Source organism: Streptomyces sp. B3I8 (assembly GCF_030816915.1).
In the GTDB taxonomy this organism is placed as follows: Bacteria; Actinomycetota; Actinomycetes; order Streptomycetales; family Streptomycetaceae; genus Streptomyces.
The window spans coordinates 1,654,704-1,672,637 of the sequence record NZ_JAUSYN010000002.1 but is presented as its reverse complement, the minus strand read 5'-3'; the positions used below and the strand labels follow the sequence as shown (position 1 = coordinate 1,672,637).

The following is a 17,934-nucleotide window of genomic DNA, read 5'->3' as shown; positions in this document are numbered from 1 at the left end:
CCGCATCTCTTCCCGAACGTGTGAGCGAGGCAAAGGTGCAGGTCAGAACGGATTGTCAGTGCCATACCTCACTATGGGGGCATACGGACACAGTGCCGTGGAGAAGACGACAGGAGGTTCGTCATGGCCCACCACGACGCGGGCGCCGCCCGGCGGCGCCGCGCGACCGGCCCTGCCCCCTCACTGACAGGCCCGGCGAGCGACGTGCACCCGGTGCTCCGCCGGACCACGGCTCCACCCGCCGCGCTCGACCTGCTCGCCCAGGCCCGCGCCGGTCTCGACGAGGCGGCCATGCTGGAGACGCCGAACGAGCGGTACGCCGCGGCCCACCTGGCCGCCCTGCGCACCGCCGCCGCGGTGCTGGCCGCCCGCGGCCGCCCGGAGCGGACGCCCAGGCGCCGCGCCCGGATACGCAGCGCCTGGGAGGTGCTGCCCGAGATAGCGCCCGAACTCGACGAGTGGAGCGCGCTGTTCGCCTCCGGGGCGGAGCGGCGCGCGCGGGCCGAGGCCGGCATCCGGGGAGCGGCCGGCCACCGCGACGCGGACGATCTGATACGCGACGTGGCCATGTTCGTCCGGCTGGTGGAACGGATGCTGGTGCTGCAGCCCGCGCTGCCCGCTCCCCGGGGCGAAACGGGCCGGACGGACCGCGAAGGCCGTGGAGGTCGCGAAGGCCGTGGAGATCGCGGCGACCGTGCGGACCGGGAGGTGCCGCACGCGGGGTGAGCGGGCGCGGGCGGACGGGACTCTTCGGACGTCGCCGGAGGCAATAGGGTGGAAGGCGCCTGAAGCCTTCCGCCCCGATGACGGCCGGCGAGCCCGGTGACACGGGGGCCGGAGGGCAGCCCAACACGCTCCGCCGTACCCCCGGCGGTGCCGCGCCGAGGAGTCAACTGCCGTGTCGGACCCGATGCGCCCCCGCGCCTCCCTCCGTACCGCCGTGGTCTGGGAGGTCCTCCAGGACGCCCTCGACCGCCGGGTCAAGGTCACGGGCCGGGACGTGCTCGACGTGCTCGACACCGGGGGCGGCAGTGGCAACTTCGCCGTGCCCGTCGCCCGGCTCGGCCACCGCGTCACCGTCGTCGACCCCAGCCCCAACGCGCTGTTCGCCCTGGAGCGCCGGGCGGCCGAGGCGGGCGTCGCCGACCGGGTGCGGGGCGTGCAGGGCGACGCCCACGGCCTGTTCGACGTGATCGAGCGCGGCGGACACGACGCCGTGCTGTGCCACGGGGTCCTGGAATACGTGGACGATCCCGGGGAGGGCGTGCGCAACGCGGTGGCCGCGCTGCGCCCCGGCGGCGTGCTCAGCCTGCTCGCCGCCGGCCTCGGCGGTGCCGTGCTCGCGCGCGCCCTCGCCGGGCACTTCAAGGAGGCCCGCCAGGCCCTCGACGACCCGAACGGCCGATGGGGGGACGCCGACCCCGTGCCGCACCGTTTCACCGCCGGACAGCTCACCGCGCTCGTCGAGGACGCGGGGCTGCGGGTGGCCGCCGTGCACGGCGTGCGCGTCTTCGCCGATCTCGTCCCCGGGGTGCTGGTGGACACCGAGCCCGGGGCCCTGGAGGCGCTGCTCGCGCTGGAGGCCGCAGCGGCCGAGCACACTGCCTTCCACGCCGTGGCCACCCAGCTCCACGTTCTCGGCGAGACGGGTCCCGGCGAGACGGGTCCCGGCGACACGGGTCCCGGTGAGACTGGTCCGGGCGAGACGGCTTCCGGTGGAACGCGAGGGGCGGACGGGGCCTGAGCGGGTCCCGCGCCGCCGCGCTGATCAGGGGCGCGGCGGCGGATGGAGTACGCCACAGGCCCCCCGAACGGGTGCCCGGCGCCGTATGATCGAAGGAGACCGCCCGGCATGACGGAGCGGCCGCTGGGGAATGGAAGCCTCAGTGAGCCGGACGGCCATGGCGGATTCCGGTCGGTCGATTGGCGCAGAGGGGCGGGTTTCACGGGGGCGATTCCCTGCCTATCCTGAAGGGGACCCCCGGTCGCCCCGGCGACTGCACGATGAGGAGGACTCCGTGCCGCTCTCGGAGCACGAGCAGCGAATGCTCGAGCAGATGGAGCGAGCGCTGTACGCCGAAGATCCCAAGTTCGCGACAGCGCTTGAGGGAAGCGCGCTGCGTACGTACACCCGGCGACGGGTCTACCAGGCGGTGGCGGGCTTCCTCGTAGGTATCGCGCTCCTCATGGCCGGAATGGTCGCACAGCAGATCTGGGTCAGTGTGGTCGGGTTCCTGGTCATGCTGGGCTGTGCGGTGCTCGCTGTGACGGGCTGGCGTAAGGCTCCCAAACCGGGCGAACAGGCGGCCGGGCCGCCGGCGGCCCGGCCGAGCAGACAGCGACGCTCCATGATGGACCGCATCGAACAACGCTGGCAGCGCCGCCGAGACGAACAGGGCCAGTAGCCCACAGTTTTCCTCGCCCCCGCCGCCCCTTTCGGGGGCGGCGGGGGCGTGCGCGATCCTTCGGGGCCCGGGGGCGGAGCCCCCGGGGACGGGAAGGGCAGGGGCGGCGGGGGCGATGAAACCTCCCGACCCGCCCCCCTCAGCCCTGTGCCCGCCGGGGCACGGACGGGACACGGGCACGCACCGCGGCCCGCAGACCCGCCCACCGCTCCGCCACCGCCCACATCACCCGCCGCACCGACCGCGGCGCCACCGCTGCCCGCAGGCGAGCTCCGCCACCCACCGCCGCCCGCAGGGCACCCAGAACGACCCGCGCGTCCCGCGCCACCCCCGCGACCGGTCGCGGCCGCGGCGCGTACAGCACCGCCTCCACCGCCGAGGCCAGCCGGTGCATCGCCTCCGCCGCCCCGCCGCCGAGCCCCCCGAGCCGCACGATCCGCTCCGCCGTCCTGCGCGGGGTCAGCGAGTCGTCCGGCACGATGCCGAGGTCCCAGGCGGAGTCCATGACCTCCTGCCACACCGCCAGGGCGTGCCCGGCCGTCTCGTGCTCGCCGCGCCCGTGCCCGCCGAGCCGCGCCGCCCGCCGTCTCTGCCGCCACAGCATCGGCAGCAGCGGCACGACCAGCACCAGCAGCACCAGGGCGGCGAGGCCGGCGATCTGCCACCACGGCGGCCCGTCGTCGTGCGAGGCGGCGCCCGCCAGGGCCGATTCGGTCGGGCAGGCCTGCAGCCGCTTCTGGTCGGGCGAGCAGCTCTCGTCCGCGGACGGTTCGGCCGACGCGGTCGCGGAGGCCGACTCCGTCGCCTCCGGGGCCTTCGACTCCTCGCCCGTCGGCGTCCGGGTCCGCGTGTACTCCGGAGTCGTCCCCCGGTTCGGGGTCGGCTCGAAGCGGGTCCAGCCGACACCCTCGAAGTACAGTTCCGGCCACGCGTGCGCGTCCCGCAGGCCCACCGACATCGACCCGTCGGCCTGCGCCGTCCCCGGGGTGAAGCCGACCGCGACCCGGGCCGGAATGCCCAGCGTCCGCGCCATCGACGCCATCGCGAAGGAGAAGTGGACGCAGAAGCCGCGCTTGTCCCGCAGGAAGCGGGCGATCGCCCCGGAGCCGCTGCCGACCTCCACCTGGGTGTCGTAGGTGAAGCCACCGTTGAGGGCGAACCAGTCCTGGAGCTTCACCGCCTGCTCGTAGTGGTTGTGCGCGCCCTTGGTCACTTCCGCGGCCTTCTCGGCCACCACGTCCGGCAGCGAGGCGGGCACCTTGGTGAACTCCCGCTCCAACTCCGCCGACGGCGCGGGCGCCGTGGCCAGCTGGCGTGCGGTCGGCTGCACGACCAGGCTGCGCACTGTGTAGCGCGCGCCCTTGGTGGTCTGCCCGTGGTCGCCGACGAGCGTGCGGCCCACCGGCTCGTACCGCCACTTGCCGTCGACGTCGACACCGCTCGCCGGATACGGCATCGGCAGCCAGTCCTGGGCATAGGTGTCCGCCGCCGCTATCCGCGTGCGGATCTCGTCGCGCCGGACGTCCCGGGCGAGCCCCGCCGGGTCGGGGAAGGTGCCGGGCACGTCCTCGATGTGCCGCTGGGCCGGTCTCCAGGTGGTGCCGTCGAAGTCGTCCAGCGCCACGATCCGCAGATACATGTCCTGCGTGTCCTCGGTGCTGGTGCGGTACGACAGCACCTGGCGGTCGTCGTCCGTGTTCAGGCTGTCGCGCAGCGACACCAGGGGGTTGACCGCCGAGATCGTGCCGCCGCCCGTGCCCTGGCCCACGCCCGCGCCGGCGGCGTCCAGCAGCCCGCCGTCCAGTGTGGGCAGCGCGAGCGGCACGACGACGGCGACCCCCAGGGCGAGCGCCCCGATGCGCCGGCCGGTGCGCACGGGCGCCGTCGTGCCGCTGTCGCCCCGGGCCTGGGCGCCGCCGGAGCCGCCGAAGACGCGACCCCACTGCGAGAGCCGGTCGCGGCCCTCGGCGAGCAGCAGCATCAGATAGCCGGCCGACGCCAGCAGGAACCACAGCCAGGCGGCGCCGCCGTCGGCCAGGCCCGCGGCCACCGAATACAGGGCCAGCAGCGGCAGTCCGGCCGGGGCCGCGCTGCGGAAGGTGACCGCGAGCGCGTCCACCGCGAGGCCGATCAGCGCCACACCGCCGACCAGCATCAGCCGGATGCCGGGGGTGAGCGGCGCCGGGATGGCGTACTGGGCGACCTGGTCCGAGCCGCTGTCCAGCAGCTCGGCGAAGTACCGGAAGGCCTGGGGGCCGGGCACGAACCCGGCGATGGCGTAACTCCGGGCGCAGAACAGCGTCAGCAGCAGCAGGGTGACGAGGGCCTGACAGGCCAGGGTCAGCGTCCTGGCCAGCGGCACCCGCCGGGTCACCGCGCCCACCCCGGTCTGCACCAGCACCAGGAACACCGCCTGGAAGTACCAGGTCGCCGGGGACACCAGGGGCAGCAGCGCGCACGACGCCATCAGTGTCGCCGCCGCCGCGCACAGCGCCAGTCGGGCCCGCCCGCTCATGCCCGTCCTCCTGTGAAGCCGCCGCTCAGCGCGCCCGTCCCGGTCCGCTGCCGGTCGGCCTCGCGCCACACCGCGTCCAGGGCGGCGCCGCGTCCCACCGGCACCGCCGTCCAGCCCGACTCGCGCAGCAGCCGCAGCGCCCGGTCGCCGTCCCCCCGTCCGGCGGCGGGCACGTCGGTCGCCTCCCGCAGCCAGCCCGCGGGGTCCAGCACGAAGGCGACGGCGCCGCTACGCCGGCTCATCCTCGCGGCCATCGCCGCCTGTTCCTCGTTGAGTTCGCCGAAGAACGCCACGAGCAGTCCCTCGTTCCCGCCCCGCAGCACGTCGTGCGCGCCCGACAGACCGGTGCCGTCGGAGTGGTCGACGACCGCGAGGGTGTCCATCATCAGCCCGGCCGCGTCCGCCGACTCCTGGCTCGCGCCCGCGAACCCGTCGGAGCCCTCGCCGGGCACGGAGCTGCCGGTGTCGGTCAGCAGCCGCACCGAGTAGCCCCGTTCCAGCATGTGCACCAGTACGGACGCGGCGCCCGCCACCGCCCACTCGAAGGCGGAGTCCGGCCCGGCGCCCTCGTAGGCGCCGCCCCGGGTGTCGAGGAGCACCGTGCAGCGGGCGCGCTGCGGCTGTTCCTCGCGGCGCACCATCAGCTCGCCGTACCGTGCCGTCGAACGCCAGTGCACCCGGCGGAGGTCGTCGCCGTGCCGGTAGCCGCGCGGGATGACGTCGTCGTCGCCGGCCAGGGCCAGCGAGCGCTGCCGCCCGTCGCCGTACCCGGTGGCCTCGCCGCCCAGGCGCACCGGCGGCAGCGGCTCCACGCGCGGTACGACGGTCAGGGTGTCGAAGGTGGAGAAGGACCGGGTCAGTTCGCACATGCCGAACGGATCGGTGAGCCGGAGCTGGAGCGGGCCCAGCGGATAGCGGCCGCGCAGATCGGAGCGGACCCGGTAGGAGACCTCGCGCCGGCCGCCCGCCTCCACCCGGTCCAGCACGAACCGGGGCCGGGGCCCGAGCACGTAGGGCACCCGGTCCTGGAGCATCAGCATCCCCGTCGGCAGCCGCGAGACGTTGTCCATCCGCAGATGGACCCGGGCCTCGCTGCCCGCGGGCACGCGCCCGGGGGAGAGCCGGCGGCTGCCCGCCACCCGGTAGCGGGTGCGGTACAGCACGGTGGCGCAGATCAGCGGCAGCACGGCGAGCAGCAGCCCGACGCGGAGCAGCTCGCCCTGGCCGAGGACGTAGGCGCAGACGGCGGCCGCGACCCCGGCGGCCAGGAAGGACCGCCCGCGGGTGGTGAGCCCGGCGAGCGCCGTGCGCAGCCCGCCCCGCTCTTCCCCGGCCGCGGACCCCGGCGCTCCCGGCGGCATCACAGCCTCCGCGGCGGCTGCTGGCCGTACGCGGGCGCCCCGCGGCCCAGGGTGAGGTCCGGGACCCGCGGGGGAGCGGCGGCGGGCACGGCGGTGCTCTGCAGGATGTCCTCCACGACCTGCTCCGCGGTGCGGCGGTTGAGCTGGGCCTGGGCGGTGGGCAGCAGCCGGTGGGCGAGGACCGCGACGGCGAGCGCCTGCACGTCGTCGGGGAGCGCGTACTCCCGGCCGCTCAGGGCGGCGGACGCCTTCGCCGCGCGCAGCAGGTGCAGGGTGGCGCGCGGCGAGGCGCCGAGTCTGAGGTCGGGATGGATGCGGGTGGCGGCGACCAGCTCCACCGCGTACCGCCGTACCGGCTCGGCCACGTGGACCCCCCGCACGGCCTCGATCAGCTTGCCGATCTCGTGCGCGTGCGCCACCGGCTGGAGATCCTCCAGCGGGGAGATCCCGCCGTGCACGTCCAGCATCCGCAGCTCGGCCTCGATGCTCGGGTAGCCCACCGAGACGCGGGCCATGAACCGGTCGCGCTGCGCCTCCGGGAGGGGGTAGGTGCCCTCCATCTCGACCGGGTTCTGCGTCGCCACCACCATGAAGGGGTGGGGGAGTTCGTAGGTGTGCCCGTCGATGGTGACCTGGCGCTCCTCCATCGACTCCAGCAGCGCGGACTGGGTCTTGGGCGAGGCGCGGTTGATCTCGTCGCCGATCACGATCTGCGCGAAGACCGCTCCCGGTTTGAACTCGAAGTCCCGGCGCTGCTGGTCCCAGATGGACACACCCGTGATGTCCGAGGGCAGCAGGTCGGGCGTGAACTGGATGCGCCGCACCGAACAGTCGATGGACCGTGCCAGCGCCTTGGCGAGCATCGTCTTGCCCACTCCGGGCACGTCCTCGATGAGGAGATGCCCCTCGGCGAGCAACACGGTCAGCGAAAGCCGTACGACCTCGGGCTTGCCCTCGATCACCCCTTCCACCGCGCTGCGGACGCGCTCCACGGTGGCAGTCAGATCAGTGAGGCTCGCTCGATCGTCATAGGTCGTCACCCGGCCCTCCTCGGCCCGTACTTTCCATGGGCCGACGCGTCATGACGCGGACCGGCCCACCCCGATGCACGGATGCCGCGCGGAGGGAATCCGCGTGGCATCACACCCGCATTGTTGTTGCCGTTACCGGTTCGTGTCACTCGCCTGTGGACAACTGACAGCGTTTTGTCATGCTTGCGCGGCTTTGGCCGTCGGCTGGATCTCGCGCAGCCGGCCGGTCCGCACGTCGAAGACGAAGCCGCGCACGTCGTCGGTGTGGAGAAGGAACGGCGAGGTGCGCACCCGCTGCATCGACTGCCGCACGTCCTGGTCGACATCGCGGAACGCCTCGACGGCCCAGGAGGGGCGCTGGCCGACCTCCATCTCCAGGTCGTGCCGGAAGTCCTCGGTGACCGTCTCCATGCCGCAGCCGGTGTGGTGGATGAGCACCACGCTGCGCGTGCCGAGCGCCCGCTGGCTGATGGTCAGCGACCGGATCACGTCGTCCGTGACCACGCCGCCCGCGTTGCGGATGGTGTGACAGTCGCCGAGCCGCAGACCGAGCGCCTGGTGCAGGTCGAGGCGGGCGTCCATGCACGCCACCACGGCCACCTGCCGCACCGGGCGGGCATCCATGCCGGGATCGGCGAAGGCCTCGGCGTACCGCTCGTTGGCGTCGACGAGGTTGTCGATGACGGATTCGGCGGCGGAGCTCTGCGGCCCGGCGGAAGAGGATGCGGAAGTCGTCATACTCATGACGTTACTGGTCGTGGGCGGTCCCGTCCTGCCGTGCGAAGCGGACAAAAGGTGTCATCGTGATGTCCTGTGAGCTACCCCACACGCACGGCGAACCCCTCGTCGTACCGGTGGTTCCGGACCCTCCAGGGTTTCCCGCGCGGTCCCGCCGCGACGCGCAGGCCGGTTGATTGACGGCGACACACCGTGGACTAAAGTGACGCGAAGCGGCAGACGAGACGTCCTCGCCGCGCCCCAGCTCATCATTCACCACGGGAGGTTCCGGCCCGGTCCGGAGCCTTCCCGCGTGCGCGGCGCGTACGTTACGGCCCGGCCTCCGCCCGCCCCGGCCGGCCGACGCTTCCGGCGCCGGCCGGTTCCCCCCTTCCCCGGCGGGCCGGCGGGGACCCGGCGGTGCGGGCGCGGCGCGCCCGACTCGGAAGGGCCCGGCATGGAAGCGCGCGAGGCGCAGGAGCCGCAGGCACACGGACAGCCGGGCGACGGCGCTCACCGGCCGGCCCCCGGCCGGCACATCCCGGTCATGCTCCACCGCTGCCTGGACCTGCTGGCCCCGGCGCTGGAGCGGCCCGGTGCCGTCGTCGTGGACTGCACTCTCGGTCTCGGCGGCCACAGCGAGGCCCTGCTCGCCCGCTTCCCCGAGGCCCGCCTCGTGGCCCTGGACCGCGACAAGGAGGCGCTGCGGCTGTCCGCCGAGCGGCTCGCCCCGTACGGCGACCGCGCCACCCTGGTGCACGCGGTCTACGACGAACTCCCCGACGTCCTCGACCGGCTGGGCCTGGCCCGCGTGCAGGGCGTGCTGTTCGACCTCGGGGTCTCCTCCATGCAGCTCGACGAGGCCGGGCGGGGGTTCGCCTACGCCCAGGACGCGCCGCTCGACATGCGCATGGACCAGTCGGCCGGGATGAGTGCCGCCGAGGTGCTCAACACCTACCCGCCCGGCGAACTGGTGCGCATCCTGCGGGCGTACGGCGAGGAGAAGCAGGCCAAGCGGATCGTGTCCGCCGTCGTGCGCGAGCGCGAGAAGGAGCCGTTCACCACCAGCGCCCGCCTGGTGGAGCTGATCCGCGACGCGCTCCCGCAGGCCGCCAAGCGCACCGGCGGCAACCCCGCCAAGCGCACCTTCCAGGCGCTGCGCATCGAGGTCAACGGTGAACTCGCGGTCCTGGAGCGCGCGATCCCCGCGGCGGTGAGGGCGCTCGACGTCGGCGGCCGGATCGCCGTGCTGGCGTACCACTCGCTGGAGGACCGGCTCGTCAAACAGGTGTTCGCGGCCGGTGCCGCCACCACCGCGCCGCCCGGGCTGCCCGTCGTCCCCGAGCGCTACCAGCCCCGGCTCAAGCTGCTGACCCGCGGTGCCGAACTTCCCACCGAGGAGGAGATCGCCGAGAACCGCCGGGCCGCCCCGGCCCGGCTGCGCGGAGCCCTGCGCATCCGGGAGGACGCCGAGTGAGGCACGGTGGGCGGCACACCGGACCGACCCGGACCGGGAGGGGACGTGAGTAGGAAACCGCACCTCAAGGGGCGGGCCGCGCGGCTCGCCCGACTGTTCCCGGCGGCACGGGGACGGGCCGCCCGCACCCCCTTCGTCCTGTTGGTGGTGGTGCTGCTCGGCGGCGGTCTGATCAGCCTGCTGGTGCTCAACTCCGCCCTCAGCGCGGGGTCGTTCAGACTCGACGACCTCCAGCAGGGGACCAAGAACCTCACCGACGAGGAACAGGCGCTCCAGCGCGACGTGGACGCCTACTCGGCCCCCGACGCGCTCCAGCGCCGCGCCCGCGCACTCGGCATGGTCCCCGGCGGCACGCCCGCCTTCCTCGGTCCCGACGGCACGGTCGAGGGCGACCCCTCGCCGGCCGCGTCCACCGAGACCCTCGAACAGTCCGCCTTCGACGGCACCGGCGCCAGGGCCGACGAGAGCACCGGCGCGAGCGCGGACCCGGGCGCCGCCCCGACCGCCGCCCAGCCCCCGAGCGCCCCCGGCACCCCGGCCGGCACCGCCCCGCGGAGCACCGCCTCCGCGGTCGGTGCCACCCCCGGCCCCGCCGCCCCCGCAATGCCCGCGACGACCCCCGGCAGGTGACGGAAGTGGTAGACGACCCCGGCAGGCAGCCGCCGCGCCGCCGTGTGCCCGGCCCCGCCCGGCCCGCCCGGCCGGTCCGGCCCGAGCGCTCCGGCGGCCCCCGGCGGCCCGGACCCGGGGCCCGCCCCGTGCGCCGCCCGGTCCCCTCCTCCCGCGCCATGCCGCGCACCATCCGGCTCACCGGACCCCGGCCCCGGCTGCGCATGGTCGGCGTCGCGCTCGCCCTGGTGCTCTCCGTCTTCGTCGTACGGCTGCTCCAGGTGCAGGCCGTCGACTCGGCCACGTACACCGCCAAGGCGGACGTGAACCGCTACGTCGCCCACGTACTGGCCGCCGAACGCGGCCGGATCACCGACCGCGACGGCGTCACGCTCGCCACCAGCGTGGACGCCAGTGACATCACGGCCGACCCGAAGTTGTTCACCCGGGAACAGCTGGGGATCGACGACGGCCCCGAGCAGGCCGCCGCCCTGCTCGCCCCGATCCTGGACCAGGACCAGGCGACCCTCGCCAAGAAGCTGCGCAGGAACACCCGGTACGTGCTCCTCGCCCCCCGGCAGACCCCCGAGGTGTGGAAGCAGATCCAGGACCTGCGGGCCACGCTCGCGCAGAAGGCGCAGTCCGACAGCGGTGTCGTCGACGTCCTGGCCGGCGTCCTGCACGACCCCAGCAGCAAGCGGGTCTACCCGGGCGGCGACCTCGCCGCCGGGATACTGGGCTGGGTCAATGCCGCGGGCGAGGGCGGCGGCGGCATCGAACAGATGCTGGACAAGCGGCTCTCCGGCAAGGACGGCAAGATCCGCTACACCCAGTCCGGCGGCCGTCTGGTGCCCACCGCGAGCTCCACCGAGACGCCCGCCGTGCCCGGCAGCGACGTCGAGCTCACCATCGACCGCGACATCCAGTTCGCGGCCCAGAACGCCATCAGCGAGCAGGTGAAGAAGTCCAAGGCCGACCGCGGCTACGTGATCGTCCAGGACACCCGCAGCGGACAGATCCTCGCCATGGCCGACGCCCCCGGCTTCGACCCCGGCGACCTCTCCCACGCCGACCCGGCGGCCCTGGGCAACGCGGCCGTCCAGGACGTCTACGAACCCGGCTCCACCGCCAAGGTGATGTCGATGGCGGCGGTCCTGGAGGAGAACGCGGCCACCCCGACCACCCATGTCGTCGTGCCCAACCGGCTGCACCGCGGCGACCGGCTGTTCTCGGACGACGTCGACCACGACACCTGGTACCTGACGCTCAACGGCGTGCTCGCCAAGTCCAGCAACATCGGCACCATCCTGGCCACCGGCCAGCTCGGCAAGACCCAGCCGCAGGCCAACCAGGTCCTCTACTCGTACCTGCGCAAGTTCGGCATCGGCAGGGCCACCGGGCTCGACCTGCCCGGCGAGACCAGGGGCATCCTCGCGCCCGCCGACAAGTGGTCCACCTCGCAGCAGTACACGATCCCTTTCGGCCAGGGTTTCTCCCTCAACGCCGTCCAGGCGGCGTCCATCTACTCCACCATCGCCAACGGCGGCGTCCGCGTCGAACCCACCCTCGTCCGCGGCACGAAGGGCGCCGACGGGCAGTTCACGCCCGCCGACCGGCCGGAACGCAGCCGGGTGGTGAGCACGAAGACCGCGAAGGCCCTCGCCCGGATGCTGGAGTCGGTGGTCGACGACGAGCAGGGCACCGGACTCAAGGCGCGCATTCCGGGGTACCGGGTGGCGGGGAAGACGGGTACGGCCAACCGCGTGGATCCGGCCACCGGCAGGTACCACGGCTACACCTCGTCCTTCGCCGGTTTCGCCCCCGCGGACAAGCCCCGGATCACCGTCTACTGCGCGATCCAGAACGCCACCGAGGGCAGCTACTTCGGCGGCCAGATCTGCGGGCCGATCTACAAGCAGGTGATGGAGTTCGCCCTGAAGACCCTCCAGGTCCCGCCCACCGGCGCGGCCCCCGCCAACCTGCCCGTCGACTTCAAGCCGTGATCCCCGCCATGAGTCCCACAGTGATCCCCACCGTGGTCCCCACCCGGTGAAGGGCCCGGCCGCGACCGCCCGACGGCCGCGCCGGGACCCTCGCAGACCGCCGTACGCGGACCCCCGCCGTACACCCCGCAAGACCGATCAGGAACCTGCCCGTGACGACGATCACTCCCGGCTCCGGGAACCAAGGAACGCCCCGCACTCCGCTTCGCCCCGGGCCCGGGGCGCCCGGTACGCTCACCGCCGTGCCACACGCCGATCACTCCCAAACCACCCAGAAGGGCGCATCCGTGACCTATCCCGGGCCGCCCCGACCGGAGCACGTGTCCGCCACACCCCTCGCGGAACTGGCCGGTCAACTGGGTGCCGCCGCCCCGGAGGCCGCCGCCGAGGTCACGGGCATCACCCACGACTCGCGCGCCGTCCGCCCCGGGGACCTGTACGCCGCCCTGCCCGGCGCCCGCCTGCACGGCGCCGACTTCGTCACCCAGGCGGCCGGCCTGGGCGCAGCCGCCGTGCTGACCGACCCGAGTGGCGCCGAACGCGCCGCCGCCACCGGACTGCCGGTGCTCGTCGCCCCGGACCCGCGCGCCCGGATGGGTGAGCTGGCGGCGACGATCTACGGCCGGCCGGGCCGCGACCTGCTGCAGATCGGCATCACCGGCACCTCCGGCAAGACCACCACCGCCTACCTCGTCGAGGGCGGGCTGCGCACGGCGAGGTCCACCGGACTGATCGGCACGGTCGAGACGCGCATCGGCGACGAGCGCATCAAGTCCGAGCGCACCACCCCCGAGGCCACGGACCTCCAGGCCCTGTTCGCGGTCATGCGGGAGCGCGGCGTCGAGGCGGTCGCCATGGAGGTCTCCAGCCACGCGCTGGTCCTCGGCCGGGTCGACGGCTGCGTCTTCGACGTCGCCGTGTTCACCAACCTCAGCCCGGAGCACATGGAGTTCCACTCCGGGATGGAGGACTACTTCCAGGCCAAGGCGCAGCTCTTCACCCCGGCCCGCAGCCGGCTCGGTGTGGTCAACACCGACGACGAGTACGGCCGCAGGCTCGCCGAGCAGGCCACGGTGCCCGTGGTGACGTACTCCGCCGAGGGCCACCCGGACGCCGACTGGCGCGCCGAGGACGTCCATGTCGGCCCGCTGGACTCCACGTTCACCGTGCACGGCCCGGACGGCGTCCGGCTCACCGCCCGCTCGCCGCTGGCCGGCCCGTTCAACGTGGCCAACACCCTCGCCGCGATCGTCGCGCTGGCCGCCGCCGGGCTCGACCCGCAGCGGGCCGCCGACGGCGTCGCCGCCGTGCCCGGTGTACCCGGCCGCCTGGAGCGCGTCGACGCCGGACAGTCCTACCTCGCCGTCGTCGACTACGCGCACAAGACGGACGCCGTCGAGTCGGTCCTCAAGGCGCTGCGCAAGGTCACCAAGGGGCGGCTGCACATCGTCCTCGGCTGCGGCGGCGACCGGGACATGACCAAACGCGGCCCGATGGGCGCGGCCGCGGCCCGGCTCGCCGACACGGCCGTCCTCACCTCCGACAACCCCCGCTCCGAGGACCCCCTCGCCATCCTCGCCGCCATGCTCCAGGGCGCCGCCTCGGTGCCCGCGCACGAGCGGGGCGAGGTGCAGGTCTTCGAGGACCGGGCCGCCGCGATCACCGCCGTCGTCGCCCGGGCGCACCCCGGCGACACCGTGCTGGTCGCCGGCAAGGGCCACGAGCAGGGCCAGGACATCGCCGGGGTGGTGCGTCCCTTCGACGACCGCCAGGTGCTCCGCGAAGCTATCCAGCAGACCCAGGGATGAACTTGTGATCGCCCTCTCCCTCGCCGAGATCGCAGAAGTCGTCGGCGGGCAGACGTATGACATACCGGATCCGTCGGTCATGGTCACCGGACCCGTCGTCCGGGACTCCCGTGAGGTGGTGCCCGGCAGCCTGTTCGTCGCCTTCGTCGGCGAACGCGCGGACGGCCACGACTACGCGCGAGCCGTCGTCGAGGCCGGTGCGGCGGCCGTACTGGGCTCCCGGCCCGTAGGCGTGCCAGCGATCGTCGTGGACGACGTCCAGCGGGCGCTGGGCGCCCTCGCCCGGCACGTCGTCGAGCGGCTCGGCGCCACCCTCGTCGCCCTCACCGGCTCGGCCGGCAAGACCAGCACCAAGGACCTCATCGCCCAGGTGCTGCGCACCAAGGCGCCCACGGTGTTCACGCCCGGCTCGCTCAACAACGAGATCGGGCTGCCGCTCACCGCGCTCTCCGCCACCGCCGAGACCAGGTACCTGGTCCTGGAGATGGGGGCCCGCGGCATCGGTCACATCCGCTACCTCGCCGAGCTGACCCCGCCGCGGATCGGTCTCGTCCTGAACGTCGGCTCCGCCCACATCGGCGAGTTCGGCGGACGCGAGCAGATCGCACAGGCGAAGGGCGAACTCGTCGAGAGCCTCCCGTCGGCCGAGGAGGGCGGCGTCGCCGTCCTCAACGCCGACGACCCCTACGTGTTGGCCATGGCCGCCCGCACCACGGCACGGGTACTGCTGTTCGGGGAGAGCGACGAAGCGGACGTACGCGCCGAGAACGTGACGCTCACGGCCGCCGGACAGCCCTCGTTCAGGCTTCACACACCCTCCGGGTGCAGCGATGTGACGATGCGCCTGTACGGTGAGCACCACGTGTCGAACGCGCTCGCCGCGGCCGCCGTCGCCCATGAGCTGGACATGTCCGCGAAAGAGATCGCCACCGCGCTCTCCGAGGCGGGCTCCCTCTCCCGCTGGCGCATGGAGGTCACCGAGCGCCCTGACGGCGTGACCATCGTCAACGACGCCTACAACGCGAACCCCGAGTCCATGAAGGCCGCGCTGCGCGCGCTGGCGGCCATGGGACGAGGGCGGCGGACCTGGGCGGTGCTCGGCAGGATGGCCGAGCTCGGGGACGAGGCGCTCGCCGAGCACGACGCGGTCGGGCGGCTGGCCGTCCGGCTCAATGTCGGCAAGCTCGTCGCGGTCGGGGGCAGGGAAGCGTCCTGGCTGCAACTGGGCGCATACAACGAGGGTTCGTGGGGTGAGGAGTCGGTGCACGTGTCCGACGCACAGGCGGCTGTCGACCTGTTGCGCAGCGAGTTGCGCCCGGGGGACGTCGTGCTCGTGAAGGCGTCCCGGTCGGTCGGGCTGGAGAGCGTGGCCCAGGCGCTGCTCGAGAACGGTGCCGAGGGTGAGGTCGCAGCCCGATGATGAAGCAGATCCTGTTCGCGGGAGTCATTGGTCTGTTCCTGACTCTGGTCGGCACTCCGCTGCTGATCAAGCTGCTGGCCCGCAAGGGCTACGGCCAGTACATCCGCGACGACGGCCCGCGCGAGCACGCCAGCAAGCGCGGTACGCCGACGATGGGCGGCATCGCCTTCATCTTCGCCACGATCGTCGCGTACTTCCTGGCCAAGGTGATCACGAGCTACCTGGACCCGGACGCCGACGCCTCGCCGACCTTCTCCGGCCTGCTGGTGCTCGGCCTGATGGCGGGGATGGGCCTGGTCGGGTTCCTGGACGACTACATCAAGATCGTCAAACGGCGCTCGCTCGGCCTGCGGGCCAAGGCCAAGATGGCCGGACAGCTCATCGTCGGCATCGCCTTCGCGGTGCTCGCCCTGCAGTACCCCAACCTGCAGGGGCAGACGCCGGCCTCCACCAAGATCTCCTTCGTGCAGGACTTCGGCTGGACCATCGGCCCCGTGCTGTTCGTCGTCTGGGCGCTGTTCATGATCCTGGCGATGTCCAACGGCGTGAACCTGACGGACGGTCTGGACGGTCTGGCCACCGGCGCCTCGGTGATGGTGTTCGGCGCCTACACGTTCGTCGGCGTCTGGCAGTTCCAGGAGTCGTGCGCCAACGCCGCGACCCTGATGAACCCGCAGGCCTGCTACGAGGTCCGCGACCCGCTCGACCTCGCCGTCATCGCCTCCGCGCTGATGGGCGCCTGCCTCGGCTTCCTGTGGTGGAACACCTCGCCCGCCAAGATCTTCATGGGTGACACCGGTTCGCTGGCACTCGGCGGCGCGCTCGCCGGCCTCGCGATCTGCTCCCGCACCGAGCTGCTCATCGCGCTGCTCGGCGGTCTGTTCGTGCTCATCACGATGTCGGTCGTCATCCAGGTCGGCTCGTTCCGCATGACCGGCCGACGGGTCTTCCGGATGGCGCCGCTGCAGCACCACTTCGAACTCAAGGGGTGGTCCGAAGTCCTTGTGGTGGTCCGCTTCTGGATCATCCAGGGCATCTGCGTGGTCGTCGGACTCGGCCTCTTCTACGCGGGATGGGCGGCCGCCAAGTGACCTCCGACGGGACCCAGGGGGCCGCCGCGGCCCACGAGTTCGCGGGGACGCGCATCACGGTCGCCGGCCTCGGCGTGAGCGGCGTCAGTGCCGCCCGCGCCCTGGCCGGCCTCGGCGCCCGGGTCACCGTCGTGGACGGCGGCGACTCCGCGGCGCAGCGCGAGAAGGCCGAGGCCCTCGCGGCCGACGGCGTCACGGTCCGCCTCGGCGACGCCGAGACGCTGCCCGAGGGCACCGGACTCGTCGTGACCTCACCGGGCTGGAAGCCCTCCTCGCCGCTGTTCGCGGCGGCCGCCGCGGCCGGTGTCGACGTCGTCGGCGACGTCGAGATCGCCTGGCGGCTGCGCGGCCGGGGCGGGGCGAGCGCGGCCCCCTGGCTCGCCGTCACCGGCACCAACGGCAAGACGACCACCACGCAGATGCTCGCCTCGATCCTGCGGGCCGCCGGACTGCGCACCGCCGCCGTCGGCAACATCGGCACCCCGATCGTCGACGTCGTCCTGGCGGGCACGGACGAGACGGGCGAGCCCTACGACGTCCTCGCCGTGGAACTCTCCAGCTACCAGCTCCACTGGGCGCCCTCGCTGCGCGTGCACAGCGCCGTCGTGCTCAACCTCGCCCCCGACCACCTCGACTGGCACGGCTCCATGGAGGCTTACGCCGCCGACAAGGGCCGTATTTACGAAGGCAATCAGGTCGCCTGCGTCTACAACGTCGCCGACAAGGCCACCGAGGACCTGGTGCGCGAGGCCGACGTCGAGGAGGGCTGCCGCGCCGTCGGCTTCACCCTCGGCGCCCCGGGCCCCTCCCAACTCGGCGTCGTGGACGGCCTCCTGGTGGACCGTGCCTTCGTCCAGGACCGGCAGAAGAACGCGCAGGAACTCGCCGAGGTCGCCGACGTGCGCCCCCCGGCCCCGCACAACATCGCCAACGCCCTTGCCGCGGCGGCCCTCGCCCGCGCCTACGGGGTGCGGCCGGGGGCCGTACGGGACGGGCTGCGCGCGTTCACCCCGGACGCGCACCGCATCGCGCACGTCGCCGACGTGGACGGCGTGGCCTACGTCGACGACTCCAAGGCCACCAACACCCATGCCACGCAGGCCTCGTTGGCGGCGTTCGAGTCCATCGTGTGGATCGCCGGCGGGCTCGCCAAGGGCGCGACCTTCGACGAACTGGTCGCCGGGGCGGCCGGCCGGCTGCGCGGCGCCGTGCTGATCGGCGCCGACCGCGCGCTGATCCGCGAGGCGCTGGCGCGACACGCCCCGGAAGTACCCGTGGTCGACCTCGACCGGACAGACACTGGGGCGATGCGCGCGGCGGTCCTTCAGGCGCGCACGCTCGCGCGACCGGGCGACACGGTGCTCCTGGCGCCGGCCTGTGCGTCCATGGACATGTTCACCAACTACAACAGGCGCGGGGACGCGTTCGCGGAGGCCGTCCGCGAACTCGGCTCCGCGGACGGCTGATCCGGGCCTGCCGTTGCCGGCGGTGCCGGGA

14 protein-coding genes are annotated in these 17,934 nt (G+C 73.5%); 10 read left to right on the top strand and 4 right to left on the bottom strand.

The features are described from left to right. The first annotated feature begins 123 nt into the window (after positions 1 to 123). The 3 genes from QFZ64_RS09695 to QFZ64_RS09685 all read left to right on the top strand — a co-directional run bounded on the left by QFZ64_RS09695 (position 124) and on the right by QFZ64_RS09685 (position 2,405). Positions 124 to 726: an SAV_6107 family HEPN domain-containing protein gene (locus QFZ64_RS09695; RefSeq protein ID WP_307064413.1), complete on the top strand. Its 603-nt coding sequence runs from the start codon at positions 124 to 126 to the stop codon at positions 724 to 726. Between the two features lie 172 nt (positions 727 to 898). After that, a complete protein-coding gene (locus tag QFZ64_RS09690; protein WP_307064412.1) occupies positions 899 to 1,744 on the top strand; it encodes a methyltransferase in 846 nt (281 codons plus the stop codon). 274 nt (positions 1,745 to 2,018) lie between these two features. Continuing rightward, the gene (locus QFZ64_RS09685) at positions 2,019 to 2,405 is read left to right on the top strand and encodes a DUF3040 domain-containing protein (protein ID WP_307064410.1); all 387 of its coding nucleotides are present in this window, start codon (positions 2,019 to 2,021) and stop codon (positions 2,403 to 2,405) included. Between the two features lie 139 nt (positions 2,406 to 2,544). On the opposite strand, the gene QFZ64_RS09680 is transcribed toward QFZ64_RS09685, so the two are convergent. The 4 genes from QFZ64_RS09680 to QFZ64_RS09665 all read right to left on the bottom strand — a co-directional run bounded on the left by QFZ64_RS09680 (position 2,545) and on the right by QFZ64_RS09665 (position 8,050). Then, a complete protein-coding gene (locus QFZ64_RS09680; RefSeq protein WP_307064408.1) occupies positions 2,545 to 4,920 on the bottom strand; it encodes a DUF3488 and transglutaminase-like domain-containing protein in 2,376 nt (791 codons plus the stop codon). Continuing rightward, positions 4,917 to 6,281: a DUF58 domain-containing protein gene (locus QFZ64_RS09675; protein WP_307064406.1), complete on the bottom strand. Its 1,365-nt coding sequence runs from the start codon at positions 6,279 to 6,281 to the stop codon at positions 4,917 to 4,919. Before QFZ64_RS09675 ends, QFZ64_RS09680 begins: the two co-directional genes overlap by 4 nt. Then, complete coding sequence (locus tag QFZ64_RS09670; RefSeq protein ID WP_307064404.1) at positions 6,281 to 7,321, bottom strand: MoxR family ATPase; 1,041 nt, start codon at positions 7,319 to 7,321, stop codon at positions 6,281 to 6,283. The genes QFZ64_RS09675 and QFZ64_RS09670 overlap by 1 nt, the downstream gene beginning before the upstream one ends. 168 nt (positions 7,322 to 7,489) lie before the next feature. Then, the gene (locus QFZ64_RS09665; protein ID WP_307064402.1) at positions 7,490 to 8,050 is read right to left on the bottom strand and encodes a carbonic anhydrase; all 561 of its coding nucleotides are present in this window, start codon (positions 8,048 to 8,050) and stop codon (positions 7,490 to 7,492) included. A gap of 436 nt (positions 8,051 to 8,486) precedes the next feature. On the opposite strand from QFZ64_RS09665, the gene rsmH reads away from it, so the two are divergent. From rsmH to murD, 7 genes are all read left to right on the top strand, one after another. Next, positions 8,487 to 9,506, top strand: coding sequence for a 16S rRNA (cytosine(1402)-N(4))-methyltransferase RsmH (gene rsmH / locus QFZ64_RS09660; RefSeq protein WP_307064400.1), 1,020 nt, complete (start codon positions 8,487 to 8,489; stop codon positions 9,504 to 9,506). Positions 9,507 to 9,551: 45 nt separating this feature from the next. After that, positions 9,552 to 10,136 (top strand): septum formation initiator family protein, encoded by a 585-nt coding sequence (locus QFZ64_RS09655; protein WP_307064398.1) that lies wholly within the window; start codon positions 9,552 to 9,554, stop codon positions 10,134 to 10,136. Then, on the top strand, positions 10,133 to 12,118 hold the full coding sequence (locus tag QFZ64_RS09650) for a penicillin-binding protein 2 (RefSeq protein ID WP_307064396.1): 1,986 nt from the start codon (positions 10,133 to 10,135) through the stop codon (positions 12,116 to 12,118). Before QFZ64_RS09655 ends, QFZ64_RS09650 begins: the two co-directional genes overlap by 4 nt. A 287-nt stretch (positions 12,119 to 12,405) precedes the next feature. Further along, positions 12,406 to 13,926 carry a UDP-N-acetylmuramoyl-L-alanyl-D-glutamate--2,6-diaminopimelate ligase gene (locus QFZ64_RS09645; protein ID WP_307071632.1) on the top strand — a complete coding sequence of 507 codons (1,521 nt, stop codon included), beginning with the start codon at positions 12,406 to 12,408 and terminating at the stop codon, positions 13,924 to 13,926. Positions 13,927 to 13,930: 4 nt separating this feature from the next. Further along, complete coding sequence (murF, locus tag QFZ64_RS09640) at positions 13,931 to 15,346, top strand: UDP-N-acetylmuramoyl-tripeptide--D-alanyl-D-alanine ligase (RefSeq protein ID WP_307064394.1); 1,416 nt, start codon at positions 13,931 to 13,933, stop codon at positions 15,344 to 15,346. Beyond that, positions 15,346 to 16,437 carry a phospho-N-acetylmuramoyl-pentapeptide-transferase gene (mraY, locus tag QFZ64_RS09635; RefSeq protein ID WP_307071631.1) on the top strand — a complete coding sequence of 364 codons (1,092 nt, stop codon included), beginning with the start codon at positions 15,346 to 15,348 and terminating at the stop codon, positions 16,435 to 16,437. Before murF ends, mraY begins: the two co-directional genes overlap by 1 nt. After that, on the top strand, positions 16,419 to 17,903 hold the full coding sequence (murD, locus tag QFZ64_RS09630) for a UDP-N-acetylmuramoyl-L-alanine--D-glutamate ligase (RefSeq protein WP_373430574.1): 1,485 nt from the start codon (positions 16,419 to 16,421) through the stop codon (positions 17,901 to 17,903). Before mraY ends, murD begins: the two co-directional genes overlap by 19 nt. Positions 17,904 to 17,934: the final 31 nt, after the last annotated feature.